Annotated in this window: 23 protein-coding genes and 1 other RNA gene; 10 read left to right on the top strand and 14 right to left on the bottom strand. The window is 52.9% G+C overall.

Features of this window, described 5'->3' with window-relative positions:
* Complete coding sequence (gene secB, locus CEK60_RS17610; protein WP_009102012.1) at positions 1-510, bottom strand: protein-export chaperone SecB; 510 nt, start codon at positions 508-510, stop codon at positions 1-3.
* Positions 511-580: 70 nt separating this feature from the next.
* Entirely contained in the window at positions 581-1,003 is a 423-nt protein-coding gene (locus CEK60_RS17615; RefSeq protein WP_089040097.1) for a rhodanese-like domain-containing protein, read from the bottom strand.
* 251 nt (positions 1,004-1,254) lie between these two features.
* On the opposite strand from CEK60_RS17615, the gene gpmI reads away from it, so the two are divergent.
* The 3 genes from gpmI to CEK60_RS17630 all read left to right on the top strand — a co-directional run bounded on the left by gpmI (position 1,255) and on the right by CEK60_RS17630 (position 5,348).
* On the top strand, positions 1,255-2,817 hold the full coding sequence (gene gpmI, locus CEK60_RS17620; protein ID WP_089040098.1) for a 2,3-bisphosphoglycerate-independent phosphoglycerate mutase: 1,563 nt from the start codon (positions 1,255-1,257) through the stop codon (positions 2,815-2,817).
* A 5-nt stretch (positions 2,818-2,822) separates the two neighbouring features.
* Positions 2,823-3,959 (top strand): murein hydrolase activator EnvC family protein, encoded by a 1,137-nt coding sequence (locus CEK60_RS17625; protein WP_089040965.1) that lies wholly within the window; start codon positions 2,823-2,825, stop codon positions 3,957-3,959.
* Positions 3,960-4,046: 87 nt separating this feature from the next.
* Entirely contained in the window at positions 4,047-5,348 is a 1,302-nt protein-coding gene (locus tag CEK60_RS17630; protein ID WP_089040099.1) for a S41 family peptidase, read from the top strand.
* Here the strand turns inward: CEK60_RS17630 and CEK60_RS17635 are convergent.
* The 4 genes from CEK60_RS17635 to CEK60_RS17650 form a co-directional block, all read right to left on the bottom strand.
* Entirely contained in the window at positions 5,345-6,601 is a 1,257-nt protein-coding gene (locus CEK60_RS17635; protein ID WP_089040100.1) for a UbiH/UbiF/VisC/COQ6 family ubiquinone biosynthesis hydroxylase, read from the bottom strand. The genes CEK60_RS17630 and CEK60_RS17635 overlap by 4 nt on opposite strands.
* Before the next feature lie 25 nt (positions 6,602-6,626).
* A complete protein-coding gene (ubiH, locus tag CEK60_RS17640; RefSeq protein ID WP_089040101.1) occupies positions 6,627-7,865 on the bottom strand; it encodes a 2-octaprenyl-6-methoxyphenyl hydroxylase in 1,239 nt (412 codons plus the stop codon).
* A gap of 86 nt (positions 7,866-7,951) precedes the next feature.
* A complete protein-coding gene (gene pepP / locus CEK60_RS17645; protein ID WP_089040102.1) occupies positions 7,952-9,292 on the bottom strand; it encodes a Xaa-Pro aminopeptidase in 1,341 nt (446 codons plus the stop codon).
* Positions 9,293-9,306: 14 nt separating this feature from the next.
* Positions 9,307-9,885 carry a UPF0149 family protein gene (locus CEK60_RS17650; protein WP_089040103.1) on the bottom strand — a complete coding sequence of 193 codons (579 nt, stop codon included), beginning with the start codon at positions 9,883-9,885 and terminating at the stop codon, positions 9,307-9,309.
* Between the two features lie 204 nt (positions 9,886-10,089).
* Between CEK60_RS17650 and CEK60_RS17655 the strand changes: the two genes are divergently transcribed.
* The 3 genes from CEK60_RS17655 (at position 10,090) to CEK60_RS17665 (ending at position 11,299) form a co-directional block, all read left to right on the top strand.
* Positions 10,090-10,398, top strand: a complete 309-nt coding sequence (locus tag CEK60_RS17655; RefSeq protein WP_089040104.1) for a cell division protein ZapA — start codon at positions 10,090-10,092, stop codon at positions 10,396-10,398.
* Between the two features lie 51 nt (positions 10,399-10,449).
* Positions 10,450-10,632: non-coding RNA, 6S RNA (ssrS, locus tag CEK60_RS17660), on the top strand.
* A 34-nt stretch (positions 10,633-10,666) separates the two neighbouring features.
* The gene (locus CEK60_RS17665; protein ID WP_089040105.1) at positions 10,667-11,299 is read left to right on the top strand and encodes a 5-formyltetrahydrofolate cyclo-ligase; all 633 of its coding nucleotides are present in this window, start codon (positions 10,667-10,669) and stop codon (positions 11,297-11,299) included.
* 412 nt (positions 11,300-11,711) lie between these two features.
* On the opposite strand, the gene ilvA is transcribed toward CEK60_RS17665, so the two are convergent.
* Positions 11,712-13,226, bottom strand: a complete 1,515-nt coding sequence (ilvA, locus tag CEK60_RS17670; RefSeq protein WP_038479987.1) for a threonine ammonia-lyase, biosynthetic — start codon at positions 13,224-13,226, stop codon at positions 11,712-11,714.
* Between the two features lie 160 nt (positions 13,227-13,386).
* Between ilvA and rpiA the strand changes: the two genes are divergently transcribed.
* Positions 13,387-14,061, top strand: coding sequence for a ribose-5-phosphate isomerase RpiA (gene rpiA, locus CEK60_RS17675; RefSeq protein WP_038479984.1), 675 nt, complete (start codon positions 13,387-13,389; stop codon positions 14,059-14,061).
* Here the strand turns inward: rpiA and waaA are convergent.
* The 3 genes from waaA to CEK60_RS17690 are packed head-to-tail and all read right to left on the bottom strand — an operon-like array spanning position 14,053 to position 17,859.
* Complete coding sequence (waaA, locus tag CEK60_RS17680; RefSeq protein WP_089040106.1) at positions 14,053-15,342, bottom strand: lipid IV(A) 3-deoxy-D-manno-octulosonic acid transferase; 1,290 nt, start codon at positions 15,340-15,342, stop codon at positions 14,053-14,055. The genes rpiA and waaA overlap by 9 nt on opposite strands.
* Positions 15,342-16,772, bottom strand: a complete 1,431-nt coding sequence (gene hldE, locus CEK60_RS17685; protein WP_089040107.1) for a bifunctional D-glycero-beta-D-manno-heptose-7-phosphate kinase/D-glycero-beta-D-manno-heptose 1-phosphate adenylyltransferase HldE — start codon at positions 16,770-16,772, stop codon at positions 15,342-15,344. The genes waaA and hldE overlap by 1 nt, the downstream gene beginning before the upstream one ends.
* Entirely contained in the window at positions 16,762-17,859 is a 1,098-nt protein-coding gene (locus CEK60_RS17690) for a glycosyltransferase family 9 protein (RefSeq protein ID WP_089040108.1), read from the bottom strand. The genes hldE and CEK60_RS17690 overlap by 11 nt, the downstream gene beginning before the upstream one ends.
* Here CEK60_RS17690 and CEK60_RS17695 point away from each other — a divergent pair.
* Entirely contained in the window at positions 17,858-18,625 is a 768-nt protein-coding gene (locus CEK60_RS17695) for a 3-deoxy-D-manno-octulosonic acid kinase (protein ID WP_089040109.1), read from the top strand. The genes CEK60_RS17690 and CEK60_RS17695 overlap by 2 nt on opposite strands.
* Before the next feature lie 3 nt (positions 18,626-18,628).
* Here CEK60_RS17695 and CEK60_RS17700 read toward each other — a convergent pair whose 3' ends face one another.
* Together CEK60_RS17700 and CEK60_RS17705 are read right to left on the bottom strand one after the other, a co-directional pair.
* The gene (locus CEK60_RS17700) at positions 18,629-19,543 is read right to left on the bottom strand and encodes a glycosyltransferase family 9 protein (RefSeq protein ID WP_089040110.1); all 915 of its coding nucleotides are present in this window, start codon (positions 19,541-19,543) and stop codon (positions 18,629-18,631) included.
* A complete protein-coding gene (locus CEK60_RS17705; protein ID WP_089040111.1) occupies positions 19,540-20,571 on the bottom strand; it encodes a glycosyltransferase family 4 protein in 1,032 nt (343 codons plus the stop codon). Before CEK60_RS17705 ends, CEK60_RS17700 begins: the two co-directional genes overlap by 4 nt.
* Positions 20,572-20,654: 83 nt before the next feature.
* Between CEK60_RS17705 and CEK60_RS17710 the strand changes: the two genes are divergently transcribed.
* Positions 20,655-21,401, top strand: a complete 747-nt coding sequence (locus CEK60_RS17710; protein WP_232471528.1) for a glycosyltransferase family 2 protein — start codon at positions 20,655-20,657, stop codon at positions 21,399-21,401.
* 135 nt (positions 21,402-21,536) lie between these two features.
* Positions 21,537-23,189, top strand: a complete 1,653-nt coding sequence (locus tag CEK60_RS17715; protein ID WP_089040113.1) for a sulfatase-like hydrolase/transferase — start codon at positions 21,537-21,539, stop codon at positions 23,187-23,189.
* Here CEK60_RS17715 and waaF read toward each other — a convergent pair.
* A complete protein-coding gene (gene waaF, locus CEK60_RS17720) occupies positions 23,179-24,225 on the bottom strand; it encodes a lipopolysaccharide heptosyltransferase II (RefSeq protein WP_089040114.1) in 1,047 nt (348 codons plus the stop codon). The genes CEK60_RS17715 and waaF overlap by 11 nt on opposite strands.
* Entirely contained in the window at positions 24,218-25,174 is a 957-nt protein-coding gene (rfaD, locus tag CEK60_RS17725) for an ADP-glyceromanno-heptose 6-epimerase (protein ID WP_089040115.1), read from the bottom strand. The genes waaF and rfaD overlap by 8 nt, the downstream gene beginning before the upstream one ends.
* Positions 25,175-25,221 lie beyond the last annotated feature (47 nt).

Genomic DNA, 25,221 nt, shown 5'->3' on the forward strand with positions numbered 1-25,221 from the left:
TTAGTGAGTATTCTCGGCTGCTTGCTGAGCCTGCTGCGCTTCACGCTGCTTGCGCTGAGCGTACATGGCTTCAAAATTCACCGGCGCCAGCATTAGCGGCGGGAAACCACCACGGTTGACCAGGTTGTCAACGCACTCACGGGCATAAGGGAACAGCAAGTTGGGGCAGAACGCACCCAGAGTTTGTTCCAGCTGAGCCCCTTCAATTCCAGAAATACGGAACAGGCCAGCTTGCTCTACTTCTGCAAGGAACGACGTAGTGCCAGTTTCGCTATCGTTAACCTGGGCAGTCACCTTTACAACCACTTCGTACTGGTCGTCGGCTATTTTCTGGCTAGTGGTGTTCAGATCCAGATTCACCTTAGGCTTAAATGCCTGCTTGAATACGGAAGGTGAGTTCGGCGCTTCAAAGGAAATATCTTTCACATAGATACGCTGTAAAGAGAACTTCAGCTGAGGCTTTTCGCCTTCTGCGGCGCCTGCCTGCGGGGTGTTGTTATCTTCCGCCATTGGGATACTCCTAATTGTTCATCTGCTAAAAAATTGCGCGACAGCGCACGGTTAAATACTTGCTACTTAATTACTTTTTTACCACCGGAAGACCATCGGCCTGCCACTGCACCATGCCACCTCTTAACTTATTGACACGTTCAAAACCTGCCTTAGCAAGTTTTGCCTGGGCAGCACCAGAGCTCTGGCCATGCTTACATACCACGATGATCGGCTGGCTTTTCACTTTCTCCAGTTCATTCATGCGGCTGTCGAGGTTGCTTTGAGGAATATTGCGTGCACCTGCAATATGTCCTGCTTTAAAGTCTTTGCTTTCACGGATATCCAGCACCACCGCGTCTTCACGGTTAATAAGCTGAGTCGCCTGGGTAGAGGTCACAGCATGCGTGGCGGCGCTGCGCGCTTCGTACGCCACCCATGCTATTAATACCAGCAAAAACGCCCCGACAAGTAGGGGGTGGTTCATTACGAATTCGAACAGCTGATCGATCATCGTGAACACAATCTCTTGGTCTATGCAGAAAAAAGCGGCCTAGCCGCCTCCAGAAACGCAACAAGTATACACGTCACACGGCATACCGCGCAGGCCATGACGCCCAACGGCTGCCTGCGTTATGATGCCCCATGCGCGCGCCTGTCGCGACCCTGATTATAAGGTGTTGTCTGAAAACTGTTTGAGCAACCTTCACCAACGTTTCAAACAGCACCTCATGTCGCTTGGCTGACCAACATAACGAGGTTTTCATGGCTACAACTGCACCGCGCCCCGTGGCGCTAATCATTTTAGATGGCTACGGCCACAATCCCGATAGCGCCCACAACGCAGTGGCCGCAGCTAATACGCCCAACATGGACAAACTGTGGGCCCATCGCCCGCACGCCTTTGTGCACACCGATGGTCGCCATGTGGGCCTGCCTGACGGGCAGATGGGTAATTCTGAAGTAGGCCATATGAATATTGGTGCCGGACGCATTGTCTACCAGGACTTCACCCGCATCACCAAAGCAATTGAAGACGGCGACCTAGACACCAACGAGGTACTGACCAAGCCCATCGATGAGGCCGTTGCCAATGGCCATGCTGTCCACTTGCTTGGGCTGCTTTCTCCCGGCGGCGTGCACAGCCACGAAGATCACTTTATTGCCATGGCTGAGCTTGCTGCCCGACGCGGCGCGCAGCGCATTTTTATCCATGCGTTTTTAGACGGACGCGACATGCCGCCGCAAAGTGCGCTCCGCTCGATCGAGCGTGCTAATGCACGTTTGGCAGAGCTGGTGGGTGCCGACAATGGCTTTGTTGCCTCAGTCATTGGCCGCTTTTATGCAATGGACCGTGATAACCGCTGGGAGCGGGTTGAGCAAGCCTACCGCTTGCTGACCGATGGCCACGCTGACTTTATCGCTTCCAGCGCTGAAACCGCCCTGCGCGACGCTTACCAGCGCGGCGAAACCGACGAATTTGTCGCTTCTAGCAGTATTCCGCTGAATGGCACCGCCATTACGCTCCAAGACGGCGATGCAGCTATTTTCCTTAATTTCCGCTCCGACCGCGCCCGCGAATTAACCCGCGCAATCACTGAAGCTGAGTTTAACGGCTTTGAGCGGCGTGTACGCCCTACGCTGGCTGGCGACGGTTTAGTCACGATGACCCAGTACGCCGCCAACATTCCAGCCCCAGCGGCCTTTCCCCCTTCTGATCTCACCGACACCCTGGGGGAAGTGGTTGCTAAACGAGGCCTAACTCAGCTACGCATTGCAGAAACAGAAAAGTATCCCCACGTCACCTTTTTCTTCTCCGGCGGTAATGAAGCCGAGTACGCAGGCGAAGAGCGCATTTTAGTGCCCTCCCCCCGTGACGTTAAAACCTACGACGAAAAACCCGAGATGAGCGCCTTTGAGATCACCGATAAGCTGGTGGACGCTATCGACAGTGGTCGCTTTGACTTAATAGTGTGCAATTATGCCAATGGCGACATGGTTGGCCATACCGGTGACTTCAACGCCGCGGTAAAAGCGATTGAAACCGTTGATACTTGCGTTGGCCGGGTAGTAGAGGCTATTGAACGTGCCGGTGGTGCTTGCCTGATCACAGCTGACCATGGCAATGCCGAACAGATGGTGCATCCGGAAACAGGCGCGCCGCAAACAGCTCACACCACCTTTACGGTGCCGTTGATTTACGTGGGAGAGCAGAATGGGCGGCTGGAAGATGGACGACTGTGCGATTTAGCGCCGACGTTGTTAACCATGATGAACCAGGCACAGCCCGAAGCAATGACAGGTAACCCACTGATTCATTTTGATTGATGCTGATGCGATGGACGTTAGCTGTCGCGCTCATGCTGGCGTTAGGTTATGCGCCAGCAAGTTTAGCCCAGCCAAATGAAAATGCCGCGCGCCAGCAGTTGGATGCGATTGGCCAGGAGATCGAAGCGGCTGCCCAGCGCCTCAGTGCGACCGGGCAAGCGCGAGATAGCGCCGAGCGTGAGCTGCGCCATGTGGAAACGGAGCTCGCTGAGACTCACCAGCGCCTGGATCAACTTCAGGCTGAGCGCCGTCAACTGGCCGACGAAACGACCCAACTTCGCCAGCACCGAGAGCGCTTGGAAGGTGAGCGTGAAGCGCAATACGCTGCGCTGAGCCAACAGCTGGCAGCCCTTTATCGACTGGGGCCAACACCCCAGTTGAAACTGCTCCTAAATCAAAGCGATCCAGCCGAGCTAGACCGAATGCAGGCGTATCTAAATCGCCTGACTCAGGCGCGTCAGCAACGCCTTACGGATATAAGCCGCCTCGACAACGCACTGGCAGATACCGAGCAAGCGCTCAGCGAGCGTCAAACGCGCCTTGATGCATTAGCCGACGAGCTAGAAGAGCAAAGCGCTATACTCGCTCAGCGAACCGAGGAGCGGCGTGGCGTCGTAGCGACCCTGGATGACCGCTATGGCAGCGAAGAGGACCGCTTAGCCGATCTTAACCAAAGCCGTGAGCAGGCCGAACAGCAGCTAAGGGCGATACAAGCGGAGCTGGCTCGTTTAGCCGAGCCAACACCGACCACACACATCACCCGCACGCGGGGCGATTTACCCTGGCCCGTGCAAGGAGCCATTACGGCAACCTTTCAGCGTAGAGACGGCGTGCACTATAACGGTATCGTGATTCGAGCAGATTCGGGCAGTGCAGTAACAGCCGTTCATACGGGCCGCGTGGTATTCGCCGACTGGATGCGTGGCTTTGGCAACCTGCTGATTATTGATCACGGTGATCAGATCATGACGCTCTATGCTCACTTGCAACAATTTAGTGCACGGCCCGGCCAACAAGTAAGCCGTGGCACTGAAATTGGACGTGTCGGCAACAGCGGCGGGCAGACCAACCCCGCGCTTTACTTCGAAGTGCGGCGTAGCGGTGAACCAATTAATCCACAACGTTGGATTGCACGCCGCTGACGGGATAAGCTGACTCCTATGAATTAACAATCATGTCTCAACTTATGCAGCGCCTTCTGGCGCTGCCTTTCGCCTAGCGGAGTCCGCATGACGCTATCTGTTACCAAGGTATCGGCCCCTGCCAAGCGCTTTTTGGCTACCCTGCTCCCGCTTGTACTGCTGACTGCTCCTTTCCCCTTAATGGCTCAGTCTGCAAATAGCGTTGCTGATGACCTACCGCTTGAAGAGATCCAGACCTTTGCTGAGGTGTTTGAGCGCATTAAACGCGGCTATGTCGAAGAGGTTGACGACCGCACGTTATTGCGTAATGCCATGCGAGGCATGCTCAGCGAGCTAGATCCCCATTCAGCCTATTTAGACGAAGAAGAGTACCGAAGCCTGCGCGAATCCACCCAGGGTGAGTTTGGCGGTATTGGCATTGAAGTAGGCACAGAAAACGGGCAGCTAATAGTTATTACCCCCATCGATGACACACCAGCTTCACGAGCGGGCCTGTTATCCCGCGATGTGATTGTGGCTATCGATGGAACGCCAACCGACAGCTTATCGCTTCAAGAGGCGGTTAACCTGATGCGTGGCGAACCGGGTAGCCAACTGCGTATTTCCGTCTTGCGGGCGGGTGAGGAGTCTCCGCGTGAGTTCACACTAACGCGCGAAGTAATTCGCAATGAAAGCGTTAAGCATGAAGTGCTGGAGCCAGGCTATGGCTACTTGCGAATTAGCCAGTTTCAGTCGCGCACCCCAGAGCAGGCACATAGGTCGTTAGAGCGCATGGCCCGAGAGCAGCCACTTGAGGGACTCATTCTCGATTTACGCAATAACCCAGGTGGCGTTTTGCAGGCCGCCGTTGGCGTTGCCGACCTGTTCCTGGATGAAGGACTAATTGTCTACACCGAAGGGCGTCTTTCTGACACCGAAATGTCGTTTTCGGCATCGCCAGAGACACCCGCTGGTGATGTTCCGCTCGTTGTACTGATAAACAGTGGTAGCGCCTCGGCTGCTGAAATTGTCGCCGGGGCGCTTCAAGACCAGCGCCGCGGGGTGATAATGGGCACCGAAAGCTTTGGTAAAGGCTCCGTGCAGCAGATCATGCCGCTTGGCAATGGCGAAGGTCTTAAGCTGACAACCGCGCTTTACTACACCCCCAATGGGCGCTCAATCCAAGCACAAGGTATCGAGCCTGACGTGGAAGTGGTACGCGGCCGGCTGGAAGTGGCTGAGGGGCAACGTCAAATCCGCGAAGCTGATCTTGATGGTCATCTAAGCGGCCAAGACGCAATGCCCCGGGAGCGGACTGAAATGTCTCAGCGCCTGCGCGAGGACTATCAGCTCAGTGAAGCGCTGAACTTACTCAAAGCATTGAACGTGGTGGATCGTCGGCGCCGTTAACGACACGATTGCGGCAGGCGTCCTCGCTCTCCGATTGCCTGCCGCATCACCAGTCGTTTTATCGGCACCAACTGATTCATACCACTCATCCCCATATTGCGCGCCAGCGTCAATGCAGGCACTTGGCTACCGAAAAGCACTTTAAACCCTTTCATCAGCCCTAGCATGGCGCTGTTATCGAGGCGCCTACGCCGCTCGTAGCGGCTGAGCGTTGTCAGCGCCCCCCAAGGGGCTCCTCGCTGCCATGCATTAATCACTTCCTCAGCCAGCACTGCCGCATCCATAAATCCTAGGTTAACGCCCTGCCCCGCTAGCGGGTGAATGCTATGGGCAGCATCGCCCACCAAGGCAAAATTAGGCTGCACGTAGTGAGCGGCGTGGCGCTGAATCAGCGGAAACCGATAGGCCGTATCGACGGCACTCACCTGACCTAAACGGTAGTCAAAGGCTTCACTTAGCGCCTGCCCCAACGCCTCGCTAGAGAGCGATGTAAGTTGATGTGCATGCTCAGGCGTGGTCGACCAGACAATCGAACAGTAGCGGTCATCACCGCCCACTGTTAACGGCAAAAAAGCCAGTGGATGGCCAGCGATAAAAGCCTGACGAGCCGTGTCGCCATGGGACTTTTCACACCTTACTGTGGTAACGACAGCCTCTTGCTGCATAGACTCTTCGGCCACTGATATCCCTGCCAATTCACGCATGGTGGAGCGTGCACCGTCGGCAGCAATTAATAAGGGCGTACTCAGTTGTCGGCCGTCATCCAGCACTAACCAACGCCCGTTATCCGAGGTTTGCAAAGCCTCCACGCCCACTCCAAAGAAAGTGCTAACGGAAGGCAGCGCTAGCACCTGCTCATTTAACGCGGCCAATGTCACATCGTTTTCAACAATATGCCCAAGTACGGGCGCACCTGCTTCATCGGCGGAAAAATGGATGCTACCGCTGCCTTCTGCATCCCACACCTGCATATAACGGTAAGGCGTTACCCTAGTAGCAGCCATCGCGGGCCATGCCTTCAAATGCGAGAGCAGCCGCTGAGAAACCGGCGTCAGTGCACTCACCCTGGGGGCAGGCGGATGGTCGCCAAAGGCATCTAAGCGCAGTGGTGCTGCTTTGGTTTCTACCAACGCCACCTGCATCCCAGCGTTAGCCAGCAGCCCTGCTAGCGCCGTGCCGACCATTCCGGCGCCTACGATCACCGCGTCAAAACGTTCAACCGGCACATCTATTGCCGCTGTTTGCGTTTTCATAACGTTCCCTTAGCTACTTGTTGCATCAGCGCTCCAGACCCATTGCTCTGCGTGCCAAGCTGCGGCGAAGCGGGCCCACTAAATTGAGCCCCACCAGGCCAGCGGCTCGGGCATGCGGCAGTAGGGGCAGCGAATAGCCAAATAGACGCACTAACCCATCGCTAAACCGAATGACATTGGCTCGGTCTTGCGCACGACGCTGCTCAAAGGCGAGTAGCATGTCCATATCACCAAGAGCACGCTGGTTCTGAGCGCCCTGGGCTAGTGCTTCGACCAGATCCATCACTGAGCGCAGTGCCAAGTTAAACCCCTGCCCCGCTACCGGGTGAAGCGCATGGGCAGCATTTCCCAACACCGCCAACCCAGGTCGAACGGGCTCTTCCGCGGTAATCAGCGAAAGTGGGTAGCTGAAACGCTGCCCCACCCGAGTAAAACGCCCGACTCGATCACCAAAGGCAGCTTGTAGCTGGCGTAAAAACGCCGAATCGGAGAGCGCTAGTCGCGCCTGCTCTGTGCCGCTGGCATGCGTCCAGACCAGCTCCATCGCTTGGCCAGGCAGTGGCAGCAGTGCGATCGGCCCCTCTGCTGTAAAGCGCTCATAGGCAACCCCCTCGTGGGGCTGGCTAATACCGACATGGGCAATGACGGCTGTTTGCTCGTAAGAGCGGTGGCGACTACTGATGCCCAACTGCTCTTTCAGTCCAGATCGCCCGCCATCGGCGAGAATAGTCAGCGCTGCCGTTAGTTCACTGCCATCGGAAAGCACCATGCGGTGGCCGTTAGCTTGTGGCATTAGTTGCGCCACCGTTGCAGGGCAGTGCCACTCAATCGGCAGTTGCTGAAGATGGTGATGCAGCACACGCCCCATCCAAGCATTAGGAATGACATGCCCCAATGCCGACACTCCCAGCTCCTGAGCGCTAAGCCTAGTGGCACCTAAACGACCGCGCTCGCTGATATGAATGCGCTTGATCGGGGTAGCTTCACTGCGCATCGCCTCCCAAACACCCAGTTGGCGAAAGCGTTGGGCAGAGCCTTCGGCGATAGCACTGGCCCTGGCATCAAAGCTTGGCTGCCACGCTGACTTCTCAGCGTTTTCAGGTAAGGCAGCCGCTTCAACAATTGCCACACGCCAGCCGTAGCGCTCAATCAACGGCGCCAACGCGCAGCCTAAGCTGGCACCGACCAGCCCGCCTCCCACAATAACGATATCGTGGGTGAGCGTAGCTGCTTGCTGCTGTCTTACCTGCTGAGTCCCATGCATTGTCATCTCCTACGGATAAACCAAACCCAGCAAATGTAATTTCGTAATGTAAATTACATAAACAAATATCAATGGAATTTTACTGCTTATTTATTAACCATTAATTGCTCTATATCAGCAATTCGCTTCGGCACGTCTGACGTAAGCACTTCGTGCCCATCGCGGGTCACCACGACATCATCTTCAATACGAATTCCAATTCCGCGGTAAGCGGCAGGAATATCATCATCGCTGGGAATGTATAAACCAGGCTCAATCGTGACGACCATGCCTTCGGTTAGCAGGCGCGGCGTCTCTTCATCCAACCGATAAGTTCCTACATCGTGCACGTCTAACCCCAACCAATGGGACGTAGAGTGCAGGTAGAAGCGCCGATAGCTCTCATCGTCAATGCGCGCCTGCACATCGCCCTCTAACAACCCGAGACCGATCAGCCCAGCGGTTAAATCACTCACGACCCCTTGGTGAATATCCGCCAGCGTGGCTCCCGGCTTGACGGCGTGCACTGCACGCTCTTGCGCATCTAGCACCACTTGATAAAGCGCCCGCTGAGCGTCATTGAACCGACCATTAACCGGGAAAGTACGGGTAATATCCCCAGCGTAGAGGTCGAACTCGGCCCCTGCGTCAATCAGCACAAGTGTATCGGCCTGCAACGTATCGCTGTTCTCAATATAGTGCAGCACGCAAGCGTTAACGCCACCACCAACAATGGTGCTATACGCAGGCCCGCTAGCACCTTGCCAAACGAATTCGTGCTCTAACTCTGCCTGCAACTGATACTCGCTTAACCCTGGATGGCAGACACGCATCGCACGCGTATGCGCCTTTGCTGAAATAGCGGCCGCATGGCGCATTAAGGAAATTTCAGCAGGGCTTTTAATAAGGCGCATCTCATGTATAAGCGGGCGGCTATCCAACCATCCTTTCAATGCTGGCTTACCTCGGCGTAGGCCAGCTTGAGCGCAGGCCAACGCCTCTTCTGCAATATTCAGCGCCTCGGGATTATCTAACGGCAGGTAGAGCAGTTCGCGGCCTGCCAATAGACCTGGTAACAGCTCTTCCCGCTGAGCATTTTCAAACGCTTGGTCAATGCCATGCTGAGCCTCAACGCCCTGGGCTCCTAGCCGTCTACCTGTCCAGGCTTCCATAGTGGCGTCGCGGTCTTGGCAAAACACCACGCTTTGGCCTGCCTCGCGCCCAGGCAGCACTACAAGCAACGCATCGGGCTCTTGAATGCCGGTTAAGTAGTAAAAATCACTCTGCTGGCGGAACGCGTATTCGCTATCGTGAGAGCGCGTTACCAAGGCAGCGCTTGGCACCACTAGCGCAGCATTGGCAGGCAGTTGGGCGATGAGCGCTTCTCGGCGCTGGCGGTACTCTGCAGGCGCAATAGCGGCGGGCCGAGGCAGTAACTCAGGTAACATAGATAACTCCTGTATTAATGAACGGGGGCGTCGGTCTGCTCAACCTGGGGCATTCCTGGGTGCTGCTCGGTGTAGAGCAACATTGCCGCCATACGCGCGTGTTCCGTCAGCGCAAATAGATCATTTTCGTTTTCAGGACTATCCTCGATATCGGTTTCGATCTGTACGAGTCCTGCGAGATCCTCGATGGCTTCTTGAAGCGTCTTAGACCAACGTTCGCGTAGCGCTTCATCAGCCACGTCTTCAACGACTTCCATAAAACCCAGCGTCCACTCTTTTAGCCCCTGGGCTTGCTCGGCGAGTGAAAAAAGCTCATCGGGTAGCAGCGGTGTGTAATTCAAATCGCTGGCGCTCAATGCCTCCAGCGTTTGACGCCGCCAACCTAGTAAGCGTTCAGCGCTAGCAGGATCTCGCGGCTGCTCGACCCCTAAGCTTAGGCATACCTCTTCTAGCCATGCTTCAGCCGTCACATCACGCAGTGCTAACAGACCACTTAGGCGGCCATCCAAAAACGCGGGCGACTGCATACTTCCATGCAGAAGAAAAACATCCGCGACGTCAGAAAAATCCTGGCGTTCATTGATTAGGGACATGGGCATTGCTCGCTATACAAAATGGGGAATGAAGTCGTCGTAACAACATCGCTAAGGGTGTTAAACCGCAGAAGGAATCTTACGGCGCGCGCGCCTGTGCGTTGACCCCACATAAGCGGCTCTCTTATAGTGAACGCCAACTATCCTTCCTATGCAGCGATGTTAACGCATTGGTCAATAAAATGACCTGTGCCGGAGTTTTTGATGAGTAACGCGAAGCGGCCAACCAAAGAAATCACCCTACTGGGTCGCAGCTACATGATTGCTTGCGACACTGGCGAAGAAGCTAAGCTGGAACGTGCTGCTCGCTATTTAGATCGCGCGATGAATGGCATTCACGCCCAAAGCAATGCCCTTGGCAGCGAGCGGGTTGCAGTGATGGCAGCGCTGAATATCACCCATGAGTTGCTTGAAATTATGGATGAGCACCGCGCGAGCGAAGCAAACCTGAACCGCCTAAACGACCGCCTTGAACGGGCACTAGCGGATACACGCCAGCAAAAAGAACCGTAAGAACCTGCTGTCGGCTCTTTGGCATTACCACTGGCTCTGTTAGGATAGAGATGTTCTCTGGGGTGTACGCCAGTCGTTATAGTCCCTCGAGCCTATGCGAAGTACCCAGGGGGCCAAATGCTAGCCAAACCCGTGTGCATGTCCGTGCGTCGGAAAGCCTGACGGTTTGGCTGCGGCCACCCACCTGAACCAGTAGGTTCAGGGCCAGAACGACAGCGGCATTCTGGGGAACACTTAGTCTTGATTAGCTCATCACGAGTAGCTCGTTATGAACGATACTGCTGCCCGCAGTACATTCGGCGATAAAATTGCGCTTCGTCGTGAGCTTAGACGCAGACGCCGCACCCTTTCCCTAGATCAGCAAAAACAAGCCGCTACCGCCCTTTGCCAGCGCCTTAAAGGGCTGCCTGAAATTTGTCGTGCGAAACGCATTAGCCTTTATTTACCGGTTAACGGCGAGATAGACCCGACACCATTAATACCTTGGCTTCGAAAGCGAAAAGTAAGTATTTACTTACCGGTATTGCGCCCATTTTCGACTAATCGCCTTTGGTTTGTTGCCTACCGCGAATCTACCCCCATGGTTAAAAACCGTTTTGGCATCGCAGAGCCCTGTTCACGATTTGCCGCCGATAGGCGCAATCGCCTGCCAGCTTGGGCGCTAGATACGCTTATTGTTCCGCTGGTAGGTTTTGATAAGCAAGCAAATCGCATGGGCATGGGAGGTGGTTTCTATGATCGCAGCCTCGCTTTTATGCGCCGCCAAGGGCCTGCACCGACACTCATAGGCGTTGCTCACGCCTGCCAACAGGTGGATGCGCTCCCCATCGAACCTTGGGATATTCCGTTGGACGTGATAGCTAGTGACACAAGGGTTATTCGACCAACTAAAACGGGCTGATCTTAATGATCAGCCCGTTTTAAATATCAACCTCGACTAGTTTGGCGCAGCGTTTACGCTGAAAGCGCTGTGATCAACTTAGTAAGTTAACTCCCCGATAGCGCTTGCGCGTATCCAGTGGCGAGTACTCCAAGTAAAAACACCACTGTTAGCGCCATCACCATATCAGGCTTTTTACGCCGCATGCCTCATCTCCAACGTCTTTCACGGTTGCCAAATGTCCTTAATGCGTCATCTAGACAATGTTGCTAAAAAGATGACGCACCTCATTAATTTCGCCCACGACTATAGGGCTATAGGGGAGGACTGACAACTGCTTTCAGTGCTATTTTTAATACGCCATTAAACGTTTTCAAAAATTCACTTTTCTTAACAGCCCTGCATCCTGGGGTTAGTAAGTACTTACAATTATTTACGCCATGAAGAGCCGATACGCTGGGTTATCACTCTCCCACCAATAACGGTAGCCAATCGCATCTAAGTACTCTGCAACATGGGTTTGATCACTGCTCGGCACTTGCATACCGACCAATACACGACCATAGGCAGCACCATGATTTCGATAGTGGAACAGTGAAATATTCCAGTCATGGGGTAGCTGGGTTAAAAAGTTCATTAGCGCACCAGGGCGCTCCGGGAACTCAAAGCGGTAGAGCTCTTCTTCAAAGCGCTCGCTGGGCCGACCACCACTAAGATGGCGGATATGTAGCTTCGCCAGCTCATTGTCGGTCAAATCTTCAACCTGATAGCCAGCTTCACGAAGCTTATCAATCACCGCCTGGCGGTCTTCCCCACCCGGTTTAACTTGAACACCCACAAAGATATGAGCCTCGCTATTATCTGCATAGCGATAGCTGAACTCGGTGACCATGCGCTTGCCCAGCGTGCGGCAAAACTTTTTAAAACTGCCTGGGTTTTCCGCAATGGTCACCGCCAATATCGCTTCACGCTGCTCACCCAGCTCGGTGCGTTCCGCAATATGTTGCAAACGATCAAAATTAGTATTCGCGCCAGAGTTAATACATATCAACGTCTCGCCTTCAGCACCGGTTTGCTGCACATATTTCTTCAAGCCAGCTAGCGAAAGCGCCCCAGACGTTTCTGCGACGGCGCGAGTATCTTCAAAGATATCCTTCACCGCAGCGCACATCTCATCGGTATTCACCGTGATAACGTCATCGATTAAGTCACGTACTAAAGAAAAAGGCACTTCACCGATTTGCGCGACGGCGACCCCTTCCGCGAACACGCCAACTTGATCCAGCACGACCCGCTCCCCGGCTTCTAGCGCGGCTTTTAAACAGGCACTGTCTTCGGCTTCTACGGCAATGATTTTGATATCTGGGCGCAGATATTTCACATACGCCGCGACGCCTGCGATTAAGCCGCCGCCACCGACAGGAATAAAAATAGCGTCTAGACGGCCGCTGTGCTGGCGCAGAATTTCAACACCAATGGTGCCCTGACCTGCGACCACATCGATATCATCAAACGGCGGAATATAGGTATAGCCATGCTCTTTAATCAATTCTTGAGCATGCTCAGCAGCAGCAGCAAATGCATCACCTTTCAAAATAACCTTAGCGCCGCGGGCACGTACTGCCTGAACCTTAATATCGGGCGTAATACGCGGCATCACAATAACCGCCTTCACCCCCATCAGCTTGGCTGCCATAGCCAAACCCTGGGCATGATTGCCCGCCGATGCTGCAATCACGCCCTTGGCCTTCTGCTCTTCAGTTAGCTGGGCCATTTTGTTGTAAGCACCACGAATCTTGAAAGAAAACACTGGCTGAAGATCTTCGCGCTTAATCAAAATTTGGTTATTGAAACGACGCGACAAAAAGGGAGCGGGTGAAATAGGGGTCTCACAAGCGGCTTCATAAACGCGGGCTTGGAGGATCTTTTTGACGGTTGCTTCGAGCATGCGGGAATCCCAAAAAAATAACGTGACCCTGACGGGAGAGAGCAAAGCCTTTATTGGTAGCAGATTACGCCTAGCGTCGTCTAGCGGCGTTTCCATCGGCAGTGGACGCTAAGGCCGTTATACTAGGGAACACTGCCTAACCCTGACGCAGGAAAATATGATGACCCAAGATGAATTGAAAGCGGCCGTAGCGGATGCTGCGGTTAAAGAGATTGAGCCTCATCTCGAAAAAGATACCGTGCTAGGTATTGGCACAGGTTCAACAGCGAACCTGTTTATTGATCGTTTAGGCCCGCTAAGAGATCGTTTCAAAGGGGCCGTTGCCAGCTCAGAAGCCAGTGCTAAGCGCCTACAGGCACTAGGTATTGAGATATTCGAGCTGAACAATGTTGGCGATGTCCCTTTTTACATCGACGGTGCAGACGAAGTAAACGCTAACTTACAAATGATTAAAGGGGGTGGCGCCGCCCTAACCCGCGAAAAAATCGTCGCCGCCTGCGCCAAGCGATTTATTTGCATTGCCGATGGCTCGAAATACGTGAACCAACTTGGCAACTTCCCGCTACCGGTAGAAGTTATTCCGATGGCACGCTCCTACGTCGCTCGGGAGCTGGTCAAGCTAGGTGCTGACCCCGTCTATCGGCAAGGGGTAGTCACCGATAATGGCAATCAAATTATCGACTGTTTTGACTTTATGATCGACGACCCAGCCTCCATGGAAGCGCGTATTAATGCCATTGTAGGCGTCGTCACGAACGGTTTATTCGCCCAGCGCGGTGCCGATGTACTGCTGTTAGGTAAGACGGACGGCGTGGAACGAACCGCGTTACGTTAACCACTGACTAAGCCCATCGAGCGTGCGCGCCAATGCGCCTCTATGGGCTTCAACGACCTCTCGCCCAGCCTGCCCAATTTGCAAAGCAAATGATGGCGTTGCCAGCCGCTCGGCTAGCGCGTCGGCCAAGGCATCGGGTGTTTCCACCACGCTTAACGCACCTACCGCTAACAGCGGCTCAGCCACATCGCTAAAGTTGTCAAGTGAAGGGCCACAGAGCACTGGCTTACCCAACGCCGCAGGCTCCAGTACGTTATGACCGCCCAGCGGTACCAAACTACCGCCAACATAGGCCACATGCCCTGCTGCATACAGCGTTGCCAGCTCACCTAGCGTATCCCCCAGGTAAACCTGCGTTTGTGGCGTCACGGCCTGCTGCTGGCTGCGACGGCTGAGTGCCCAGCCGCCTTGGGCACACAGCTTGGCCACTTCGTCAAAACGCTGCGGGTGTCGCGGCACCAATACCAATAACGCTGTTGGAAAGCGCTGCAATAGCTGACGATGGGCCTCCAAGAGCAGTGCTTCTTCCCCGTCGCGGGTGGAACCTGCCACCCACACTGGGCGAGCGCCCCAGACTTGAAGTAAGCACTTACTCTCTTCCAGAGCCTTTTCCTGAGAAGGCACCTCAAATTTTAACGATCCAACAACATGAGTTACTGCTGCGCGGCAACCCAGTGCCTGAAAGCGCTCAGCATCTTGGGCAGATTTAGCAGCCAGCCATGTGACGTTAGCTAATGCACTCGCCATTAACGAACGCAAGCGCTGATAGCGTGCAAAGGCTCGTGGCGATAACCGCCCGTTGACGACCGCGACAGGCACTGCTTGTTGGTGGCAAGCGTGCAACAGGTTGGGCCACAGTTCGGTTTCAAACAGAATGGCAAGAGTGGGCTGCACGCGGGTAATAAAACGCTTGGCCGCTCCCGGAAAATCCAGAGGGAGAAAGCAGTGAGCAAGCCTTACTTGATCCGGCGCGGTTTGTTCACCGATGAGTGTTTGAACTTGCTGAGCGCCCGTCGCGGTCATTGTGGTCAACAACAGGCTGTGCTGAGGGTAACGCGCCAGCAAACCCTCTATTAGGGGACGGGCAGCGCGCACTTCCCCCACCGAGGCACAGTGCAACCAAATTCGCGGCCCAGGGGGAAGCTTACCCAAACGCATACCAAGCCGCTGCAAGCGCGAGTAAGTAAGTACTTGCTCACGCCAAATACGCCAGCCAATCAGCGGCGACAACATATAAAGCACCGCTGAATAAACAAGCCGAGGCCAAATCGGCGACGCCATTAGCCCTCGCGATCCAGGATGGAGCTAATCATTGCGGTGGTCGATACGCCATCTTCAAAGCCAAGTACTTTTACATCGCCACCGTTGGCGATAACGGCCTCCCCTCCTGCAATATCTTCAGGGCGGTAATCGCCACCTTTCACCAAAATATCCGGCAAAACAGCTTCAATTAGCGCTTGGGGAGTATCGTCACTAAATGGCACGACCCAATCGACAGCGCCTAACCCAGCTAGTACTTGCATGCGACGGTTAAGCGGATTGATTGGCCGTTTAGGGCCTTTCAAACGGCCAATAGAGGCATCATCATTCACCGCAACGATGAGGCGATCCCCCAGGCGTTTGGCTTGTTCCAAGTAGGCCACGTGTCCTGCATGAAGAATATCAAAGCAGCCATTGGTCATCACCACGCGCTCGCCACGCAGCTGGGCAGCCCGCACGGCGTCGACCAGCGGGACTTGGTCAATCACCCCAAATTCAGCCAGCTTGTCGCCGTGTAGCGCGGTGTAGAGCTCGGCTATCGAGAGCGTCGCCGTTCCCGGTTTGGCCACCACCAAGCCCGCCCCCAAGTTGGCCAGCATCATCGCTTCTGGCAATGCATGGCCTGATGCCAGCGCGAGCCCCATCAGGCCAATCACGGTATCGCCTGCGCCGGTTACGTCGAACACTTCCTGGGCGCGGGTGGGTAAATGGAGCGGTGCGTGGTCTTCACGAATAAGCGTCATACCTTTTTCGCTGCGAGTGATCAGCAGCGCTTCTAACTCAAGCTCGGCGCGCAACGCTTCTCCGCGCTGGGCAAGAACATCGTCGTTGGCACAGTGACCAACCACCGCTTCAAACTCGGTTAAGTTAGGCGTAATTAAACTCGCCCCACGATATTTACTAAAATCTTGGCCTTTCGGATCGACCAGCACTCGCTTGCCGAAAGCACGCGCCATCTGAATCAGCGACTCGACCTGGTTAAGCGTTCCTTTACCGTAGTCAGAAAGAATCATCACATCGCAATCAGGCAGCGCTTTTTCGACCTGCTCCAGCAGAGCAGTGGTATCGACACCATCGAGGCGCTGCTCAAAATCCAGCCGCAGTAGCTGTTGATTACGACTCATCACACGCAGCTTGGTAATCGTTGGTATCTCTGGGCTTCGTTGAAAGTAAGTACTCACATTCGACGATGCCAAACGTGACGTCAGCAGCTCGGCGTTCTCATCCTCTCCCAGCACACCTGCCAGGGCAACGTGGCCGCCTAGAGAGGCCACATTCAGTGCCACGTTCGCTGCGCCACCGGGACGATCATCAGCATCTTCGACACGCACCACCGGCACCGGCGCTTCGGGTGAAATACGCGACGTGCCACCATGCCAGTAGCGGTCGAGCATCACATCCCCCACCACCAATACGCGGGCATGTTCCAGGGCGGTTAAATCAACTCTCATCCAAAGGTCCTGTTGTTGGCGGCACTGCGGTATACGCCAGCAGCGCGTCTAGCTTAGCAATCACGTCGTCGGCTTTGATCAAATCCATGGCATCCGCATGGCGTACTCGCTGTCCCCAGCTAACCTCATCGACGGATTTATTCAGATACGTACGAACCGCTTCGGGATAAGCATTGACTGCAAAATCCCGCCAACAATAAGGCGCGGCACGCTGAGGATTGGTGGTCGCATAGAGACCAAGTGTGGGCGTGCCCATGGCATTCCCCATATGCGCCGGCCCCGTGTCGGGGGCAATGACGGCACGGGCATTGTCAATCAACGCCAGTACGCCTTTGAGCGATGTACCACCGATAGCATTAATAACGCTATCCGGTTGACATAGCGCCTCAATTTGATCGCCGATTTCTCGCTCTAATGAACTCCCCCCACCGGTCAACACGCTCTTCAGACCATGGTGTACCCAAGCATGTTCAATCACGCTGGCATAGCCTTCCACTGACCAATTGCGGAAATTGCGCAGCCGTGCGTTGCTGCAAGGATTAATGACCAGATATGGCGTATCGCCACTGACCCCTCGGGCTTCTTCATAGGCCAGCGGTGGTACGGCCAGATTCCACTCCAATCGATCATCTTCTACGCCGAGCAAGCGAGCGAAGTCCATAAACGACTCCAACACATGGGCGTTAGAATGTGGCGCAAGCTGATGCTGTGTAAACCAATGCTGAGCGTCTTTGGCGCGCGACTTATCATAGCCCACGCGTACATTGGCCTTGAGGCCAAGCGAAAGCACGCTGGCGCGTATCGCTTGCTGCATGTGCAGCAGTACATCAAAGCGAGTATCGGACAGCTCTTTCCACAGGGCACGCATGCCCGCAAGACCGGTGGACTTGTCATAGACAACAAACTCGACCCCAGAAAGCCCCGCCAGTAAACTGTGCTCCCCCTTGCCGATTATCCAGGTAATGCGAGCGTGCGGCCATTGGCGCTGCAACGCACGCACCGTGGGCACAAGATTGCACACATCTCCCAACGCGGAGAGGCGCAAAATGGCAATATGGTTAGGTTGAGCAGGCAGAGAGGGCTTCATGCGCTTAGCGGCACTCCGGCAAAGAAATTGGCTGATTTTACATGATGTAGACAGTTTAAGTGACGCTGCCACGTCACACCAACTGTCGCAACATGGATCTCAACAACGATCGCAACAACGGTCTCAAGGGCAGTCACACCCACTTCATCCTGATCTATTCCATCAGGCCTATTGGCGTGAGCGTAATTTAATCGTCGGGGAAGCACCAGGAAGGGGTAGCAGTTTCTTCTTAAAGGCCAGTGATTCAGAACAGTGGGTATTGCGACCTTATCGCCGCGGTGGATTGATCGCCAAGCTAAGCGAGAAACGCTATCTATGGCTGGGTGAAGAGCGCACCCGTGCGTTTCGCGAGTTGCGCTTAAACGCTGCGCTGTATGACCAGGGACTGCCAGTGCCACGCCCCGTTGCCTGCTGTGTTATGCGTTACGGCCCTACGTATGAAGCGGCACTCATCACCGTTAGGATTCCAGGCGCTCAGGCGCTGGCTAGCTTATTGGCGGCAGGGGAAACAGATGAGGCGTTACTTCAGCGCGTTGGCGCAATGATCAAGCGCTTCCATCAAGCAGGCCTTGATCATGTTGATCTAAATGCGCGCAATATCTTGATCGACCCCCATGGCGAACCCTGGCTGATTGATCTGGACCGCTGCCGCCAACGGCCACCAGGTAAGTGGCAGGAACACAATATAAACCGCCTAGCAAGGTCACTAAAAAAATTCCATTGCCATAGTGTGCTGCCCATCATATTAAAAGGTTATAACCGTTAACCTTTATTTTTCAGCGCCAACATCACACGCGAGAATTTTCGATACGCAGTTTATTAGCTCATCAGGAGTAATTGATGAAAGGTCTGCTTGTGATGAAACATAACCACTGTTATCTCTCTCAAGAAACCATTCGGATAAATACTCTTTAAAAACAACCACTTGATTCACTCCCATTATATGAGCGACATGCGAGGGGCCACAATCGTTACTGACAAATAGTTTACAACTATTTACCAATCTAAAAAGAGTAGTTACATCAGGACTATGAATAACAGCAAACCCTTCTTGCTCAAGGATGTTCTTTTCCTCTTCTTCTTTTGGTCCTGTGAGAAAAACAATCGTCTCTGATCTTAACTCAGAAATCTTTCTTGCTAGCTGAATATAATTAGCAAGCGACCATTTTTTTTCTTCGCCCCCAGCACCAGGAGCAAGTACAATTTTATTATTTAATACTTCATCAGACTCAATCTGTTTTTTCAAACAGGGAGCAATATCTAATGTTGATGATATCTCTAGCAGTGACAAGAAAAGGTCTGCCCTGTAGGTAGTTACATCAAGAGGTACCGAGTGCGTATAAAACGCTCCAAATTTTTTGAATCCTATTCTATAAGGAATTCGCAGCTTCAACATTTGCAGAGAAGTCCCAATACTAGAGGGACGCAAGTTAAAACCAATATCGAAATTATATTTCCTACTTAAGCTGGTGGTGCTAAAGCCGTCAATCACTTCAAGTTCGTTTAAAAAACCCGCTTCAACTAGGAAGTCTGCCCCTGAATTTTTAGAGATACCCACCAATTTAGCATTTGGATACCTTTCCTTAACAGCGACTAAAAAAGGAATATGAACTACATATGCACCAAAAAAAGGCCTATTATGTAAAAATATAGCGATGCATTTAACTTTCAAAAAGTCGTTCATTTAAAAACAATTCCCTTATAGACATCGAGATAACTTTCAGCCATTTTTTCTTTACTATAAAGCTCTAAAAGAAGACGTGCATTCTCAACAGCAGACTCTCTCATCTGTTTATTTTTTGCTAGCTTTATTATCCAACTCTCGACTTCTTCACTACTTCCTGGTGTTACTAGAAAACCTGTTTCACCATGCTTAATTAAATCAGGAATGCCGCCAACATTACTAGCAACAATAGGCACGTTTGCATCCATAACATCTAAAAGAACTGAGCCTAGACCTTCGTTGCGAGACGGAAAAACAAACAGATCCAGCGCTGGAATAAAATCACCAATATTAGGCTTAAAGCCAGCCCATACAACATTTTTTAAGTGACTGCTTTCCAAGCGAAGCTCTTCCTCATCCTCACCTCGGCCAAAAAAAACGCACAGCACTTCGGGATAGCTATGCTGTAATCGTTCTGCAGCTTCAAGTAGTACCCGCTGACCTTTGTGACGATCAACTAATGCACCAATATGGCCGACAATAAAGCGGCCTGGATAGCTGGCACGAAAGCGAGCAGCAACTTGGGCGTCCGCGGTAAATCCCGTCATCGCACTCGGAATCGTCAATACTTCACTCTTATTCCAGTGTGATAGCTGTTGCCGAATAATCGATGAAATAGCGACACAACGATCTGCATCACGATAGAACAGTCGATTCACCCATTTATCTTTAATGGGTGTATCCACTCGGCGAGTCACCACATAGGGTGTACCGTATATACGCTTATGCAACCACGCCCAGTGCACCGCTTTAGCTTCATGAGCATGCACCACAGATGCGCGGCCGGCTTGCCTATGCCCAGCCATCTGCTGGTTAGCATCCACGAATCTTAAGTTCTCAATGCATTGAAGTTCATCACGCAATGGAGAATCTCTCCTGCATACCAGCGTTTGCTGACCTACATGCCGTTGCAAGGCTTGAATTAGCAGCACTGTCTGGCGTTCTCCACCGCGAAAACCTTTGGCAAGGTTAACGTGAATAATATGCAAATTGCCCTCATACAAATCGTTGCCATCACCCTGGTATAGTACTGTATCTACCAACCACCAGAGCAGGGTGTGAATAAATGTCTATGGATGTGAGCGTCGTTATCATTACTCGCAATGCGGCCGCGACACTTAGCCGAACACTAGACGCCTTGACGTGCTATGACGATGTCGTGGTATATGACAACGGCTCCACAGACGACACATGTAGCATTGTACAAGCCTACTCCAATACAACATTACACCATGGTGAATTTTTAGGCTTTGGCCCTACCAAGCGTGCTGCCGTATCGTTAGCAAAATATGACTGGATCTTCTCAATAGATGCTGACGAAGCGCCAACAAAAGAGCTTAACGCTGCGATTAATGACTGGGTCGCCACTGCAACACCTCAGCAGGCTGGCAAAATATTGCGCGAAAACTGGATGCTGGGTAAACCCGTTCACCACTCTGGCTGGGGAAATGACTGGTTAATTCGACTGTTTAACCGTAACACAGGTAACTTTAATGATGCCGCTGTTCATGAGTCAGTGAGCTTAGAAAAAAATACAGAAGTTTCTCAGCTTAATGGAAAAATTGAACATCTTGCCGTTAACGACCTCGCTCAGTTTCTTGATAAGATAAATCGCTATTCAGACCTTCGCGCATCATCAAAAAAACTCAAGCACTATCCTTTTGCGCTGATATTTCTCAAAGCACTTTACGCATTTATACGCACTTATTTTTTCCGCCTCGGCATACTGGATGGCTGGCGTGGGCTGACTATATCTGTGGCTAATGCAAATGGCGTTTTTTGGAAATATGCCAAAAATAATGCTAATAACCGCCTATAATACGCTGTAAATTTTCTATTACGACGTGTTGATATCACTAAAGATATCTCTACTACCGGGCAATCTCTCACCTGATCTTGTGATCAATATGCGTCCGTATTTCTTTACTCTATCAACACTCGTTTCGGGAGACGCATGCCAGCACTAAGGTCACTCAAACTTACTCCATGGTTGCCACTACTCGTAATCGGCATCTGTCTTGGCTATGCCCTCACCGTGCTTACTCGGCTACCTTGGTGGACACTATTTTTCACAGCCGCTGTATGGCTAGGTTTCGGCATCAAGTTACGCTGGGGAGCACCGCAAAACGCCCGCTACCGCACGATGTGGCCTTGGTCGCTGGCACCGCTCAGCTTACTAGGCATTTATGTCTACTTAGCCGATAGCTTTGGCAATGTTGATTTAGGTGCGGTGTTTTTCCACCTTCAGGCGGGCATGGCCGAACATGGCGGTGCTGAAAAAATGATCACTGCCGTTATTTACACAGTGAGCGTCATCGCAGTGCTGGCATCCGTTACCTGGATCACGCGGCATGATCAGCGATGGCGGCTCACTGAACGCTTCGTTGCCCTCCTCTTATTGGCCGCAAATCCAATGCTTTACGGTTTAGGGCAGCGCAGCGCAGCCATTGTAACGGACGATGGTGCCTGGCTAGACCGCCGTTACGTGCCGCCGCCCACGGACGATCAAGCTAATACGCCTAACCTGCTGGTCATGTACCTGGAAAGCATTGAGCGTACGTATCGTAATGAGCTATTTGGTGATGCTTATGCTGACTTAACCGCGTTAGGCGAACGCGGGCTGGTCTTTGAAGGTATCCAGCAAATGGAAAATACCGGCTGGACCATGGCAGGCATGATTGCTAGCCAGTGTGGTGTGCCGCTGATGCCTGCGGGACTTTTGCACGACAGCCAGTTCGAGCCGCTTTCCAAAGTAGTTCCCGGCGTCGATTGCCTGGGTGATGTGCTAGCGGCTCAAGGCTATCGACTTAGCTATTTGGGTGGAGCGAGTGCTCAGTTTGCTGGTAAAGGGCTTTTCTATCGCGGCCATCAGTTTGATACGGTAAAAGGCAAGGAAGAGCTGTCAGCGGAACTCAAGGACCCAGAGTACCTAAATAGCTGGGGTCTATACGATGATACGCTTTACGATTTTACGGTGGATGAGATTCGTCGTTTAAGTGAACAAGATGACGGCCCATGGGCAGTGGTGAATCTCAGCATTGCTGGTCACGCCCCTAATGGCTTTCCCTCCCAGACATGCATAGACCGTCAGGGCGAATTCGATGGTCAAGATATCTTATATTCGGTGAAATGTTCAGCGAGCCAGGCACGTGACCTTATTGAGCGTCTTGAACAAGAAGGCCTGCTCGAAAATACATTGGTTGTCGTGCTCAGCGACCACCTCACGATGCGAGTGTCGGTTTGGGATCAACTGACAACACTAGACCGAGACAATACGCTGATCATGCTGGGCGAAGGTATCTCACCGCTGACAGTGCATCGGGGGGCGACAATGTTAGACGTATTCCCGACTATTTTGGACGCAATGGGCCTACCGCTTAGCGATAACCGTGCAGGGCTCGGGGCATCTCTACTTAGCAGTCAACCAACGCTGGTTGAAACGCATGGGCTTGAGGTGCTTAACGAGCGGCTCCGGGAAGAGACCGCCTTACAGCACCGTCTTTGGGAAGGACTGACCCCTCAACGGCGCGAACCTCAAGAAAGCGCCGACCAACAAGTCATAGAAACGCCTGCTGATCAGGCTGATGAAGTCGAGATTATGCGCTAACGTTAGCGCCGTTAGCACGCTGACTATCGACACTCATCGCTCGGTACACTTGCTCCACGCCTAAATCATTCAGACAGTTGGTATGCCCCAGCGGGCAGGTACGCTTAAAGCAAGGTGAGCAGGAAAGCGCCAAATAGTGAATGGCAGCATTGTCGGTTAAGGGTGGGGTATATCTAGGCGATGAAGAGCCGTACAGAGCGTGAATGCGCACGCCTACCGCGGCGGCAACGTGCATTAAGCCTGAATCGTTGGTGACCACCTGACGGCAGTCTGCCAATAGATCTACCGCATCCGCCAATTGGGTTTTGCCGCATAAGTTATGCGCATGGGGCAACCCTTTCACAATGCTTTCACCTGCAGCGTTATCTTTCGGCCCGCCAAACACACGCACCTCAAATCCATCCTTAACCAGTCGCACCGCTAACGCATGGAAATAGCCTAACGGCCACTGCTTAGCGGGCCCGTACTCCGCTCCGGGCATCATACCGATGGCTGGACGCGACGATAGCGCATGAGTAAGACGTAAATTGACCAAGTTATTTCGATCAATCGTTAAACGCGGTGTCGGAATCTCAAATTCGCCTTGTATGGCTTCTTCCAGCGGCAGGCCCAGAGAAACAAACCGCTTAACCGTTTGATCCAACACCTGCTTATCCAACTTGCGGCGCTCTTTCAATAAGCCGTAACGGTGTTCACCCAAAAAACCGATGCGCTCGGGAATACGTGCCATAAAGGGCACCAGCGCCGCTTTCCAAGAGCGTGGCAGAACAATGGCACGATCAAAGCGTCCTCGTAAACGGGCAGCCAGCTCACGGCGGCTGGCTAGGCCAAATTCACCATGCCCTACTGCCAATGGAAGCACCTCGTCTACCTCAGGCATACGCTCCAAAATAGGCTGTGACCATGCCGGAGCGACCACCCCCAGGGTTGCCCCTGGGTTACGGTCTTTCAAGGTCATAAACAGGCTTTGCGCCATCACCATATCGCCGACCCACGAAGGGCCGACCACCAATATGCGCTTGGCAGAATTAGCCATTTAGCCACTCCAAGTAGGCTTTCACACCCTGGGCAACGGTTTTGAACTCAACATCGCAACCAGAGGCACGCAGATTGCTGATATCTGCACGCGTGTAACTTTGATAGCGGCCTTTTAGTTCTTCAGGGAAAGGTATGTAGTCAATTTCACCCTGACCATAAAAATCGATTACAGCCTCGCCAATAGCTTTGAAAGGCTCGGCTCGCCCAGTGCCCAAATTAAAAATACCGGACGCATGAGGGTTATCTAAAAACCACAGGTTGACAGCCACCACATCGCCAACGAAAACAAAGTCGCGACTCTGCATTCCTGCTTCATAACCGCCGTAAGCCCCAAACAGCTTTAACGTTTCCCCATTCCGAATTTGTAAATGGTTATGGTAGGCGACACTCGCCATCTTGCCCTTATGCTGTTCACGGGGGCCATAAACATTGAAGTAACGAAAGCCAACTACTTGTGTCGTCAACTCATCCCAGCGAGAGCGCACGTGCTGATCAAACAGCAGCTTAGAGTAGCCATAGACGTTGAGCGGCTTTTCGTGCTCAGGCGCCTCTTTAAACACCTCACTACCGCCGTAAGTAGCTGCTGATGATGCGTATAAAAATGGAATGCCTAACGCTTCACAGTAGTTAAGCAGCACTTTTGAGTACTCGAAGTTATTCTCCATCATGTAGTGCCCATCCCACTCCGTCGTATCGGAGCACGCACCCTCATGGAAAATAGCATCAATGGTTGGCAAATCGACTGACTCACCTCGCAATGCCGCCTTAATCCGCGCTAGAAAATCATCTTTATCCAGATAATCGGCCAACGTGCAGTCAGCTAAATTGACGAACTTAGTGCCGTCACGCAGGTCATCAACCACCATCACATCATCGCGGCCACGAGCGTTCAGCGCTTTGACAATATTGGCACCGATAAAACCAGCCCCGCCTGTTACAACGATCATCTCGTTCTCCTCACCAAAAACAGCTCTGTTGGCTAACGTGCCTATAA

The organism is Halomonas sp. N3-2A, assembly GCF_002216165.1.
Lineage (GTDB): Bacteria > Pseudomonadota > Gammaproteobacteria > Pseudomonadales > Halomonadaceae > Vreelandella.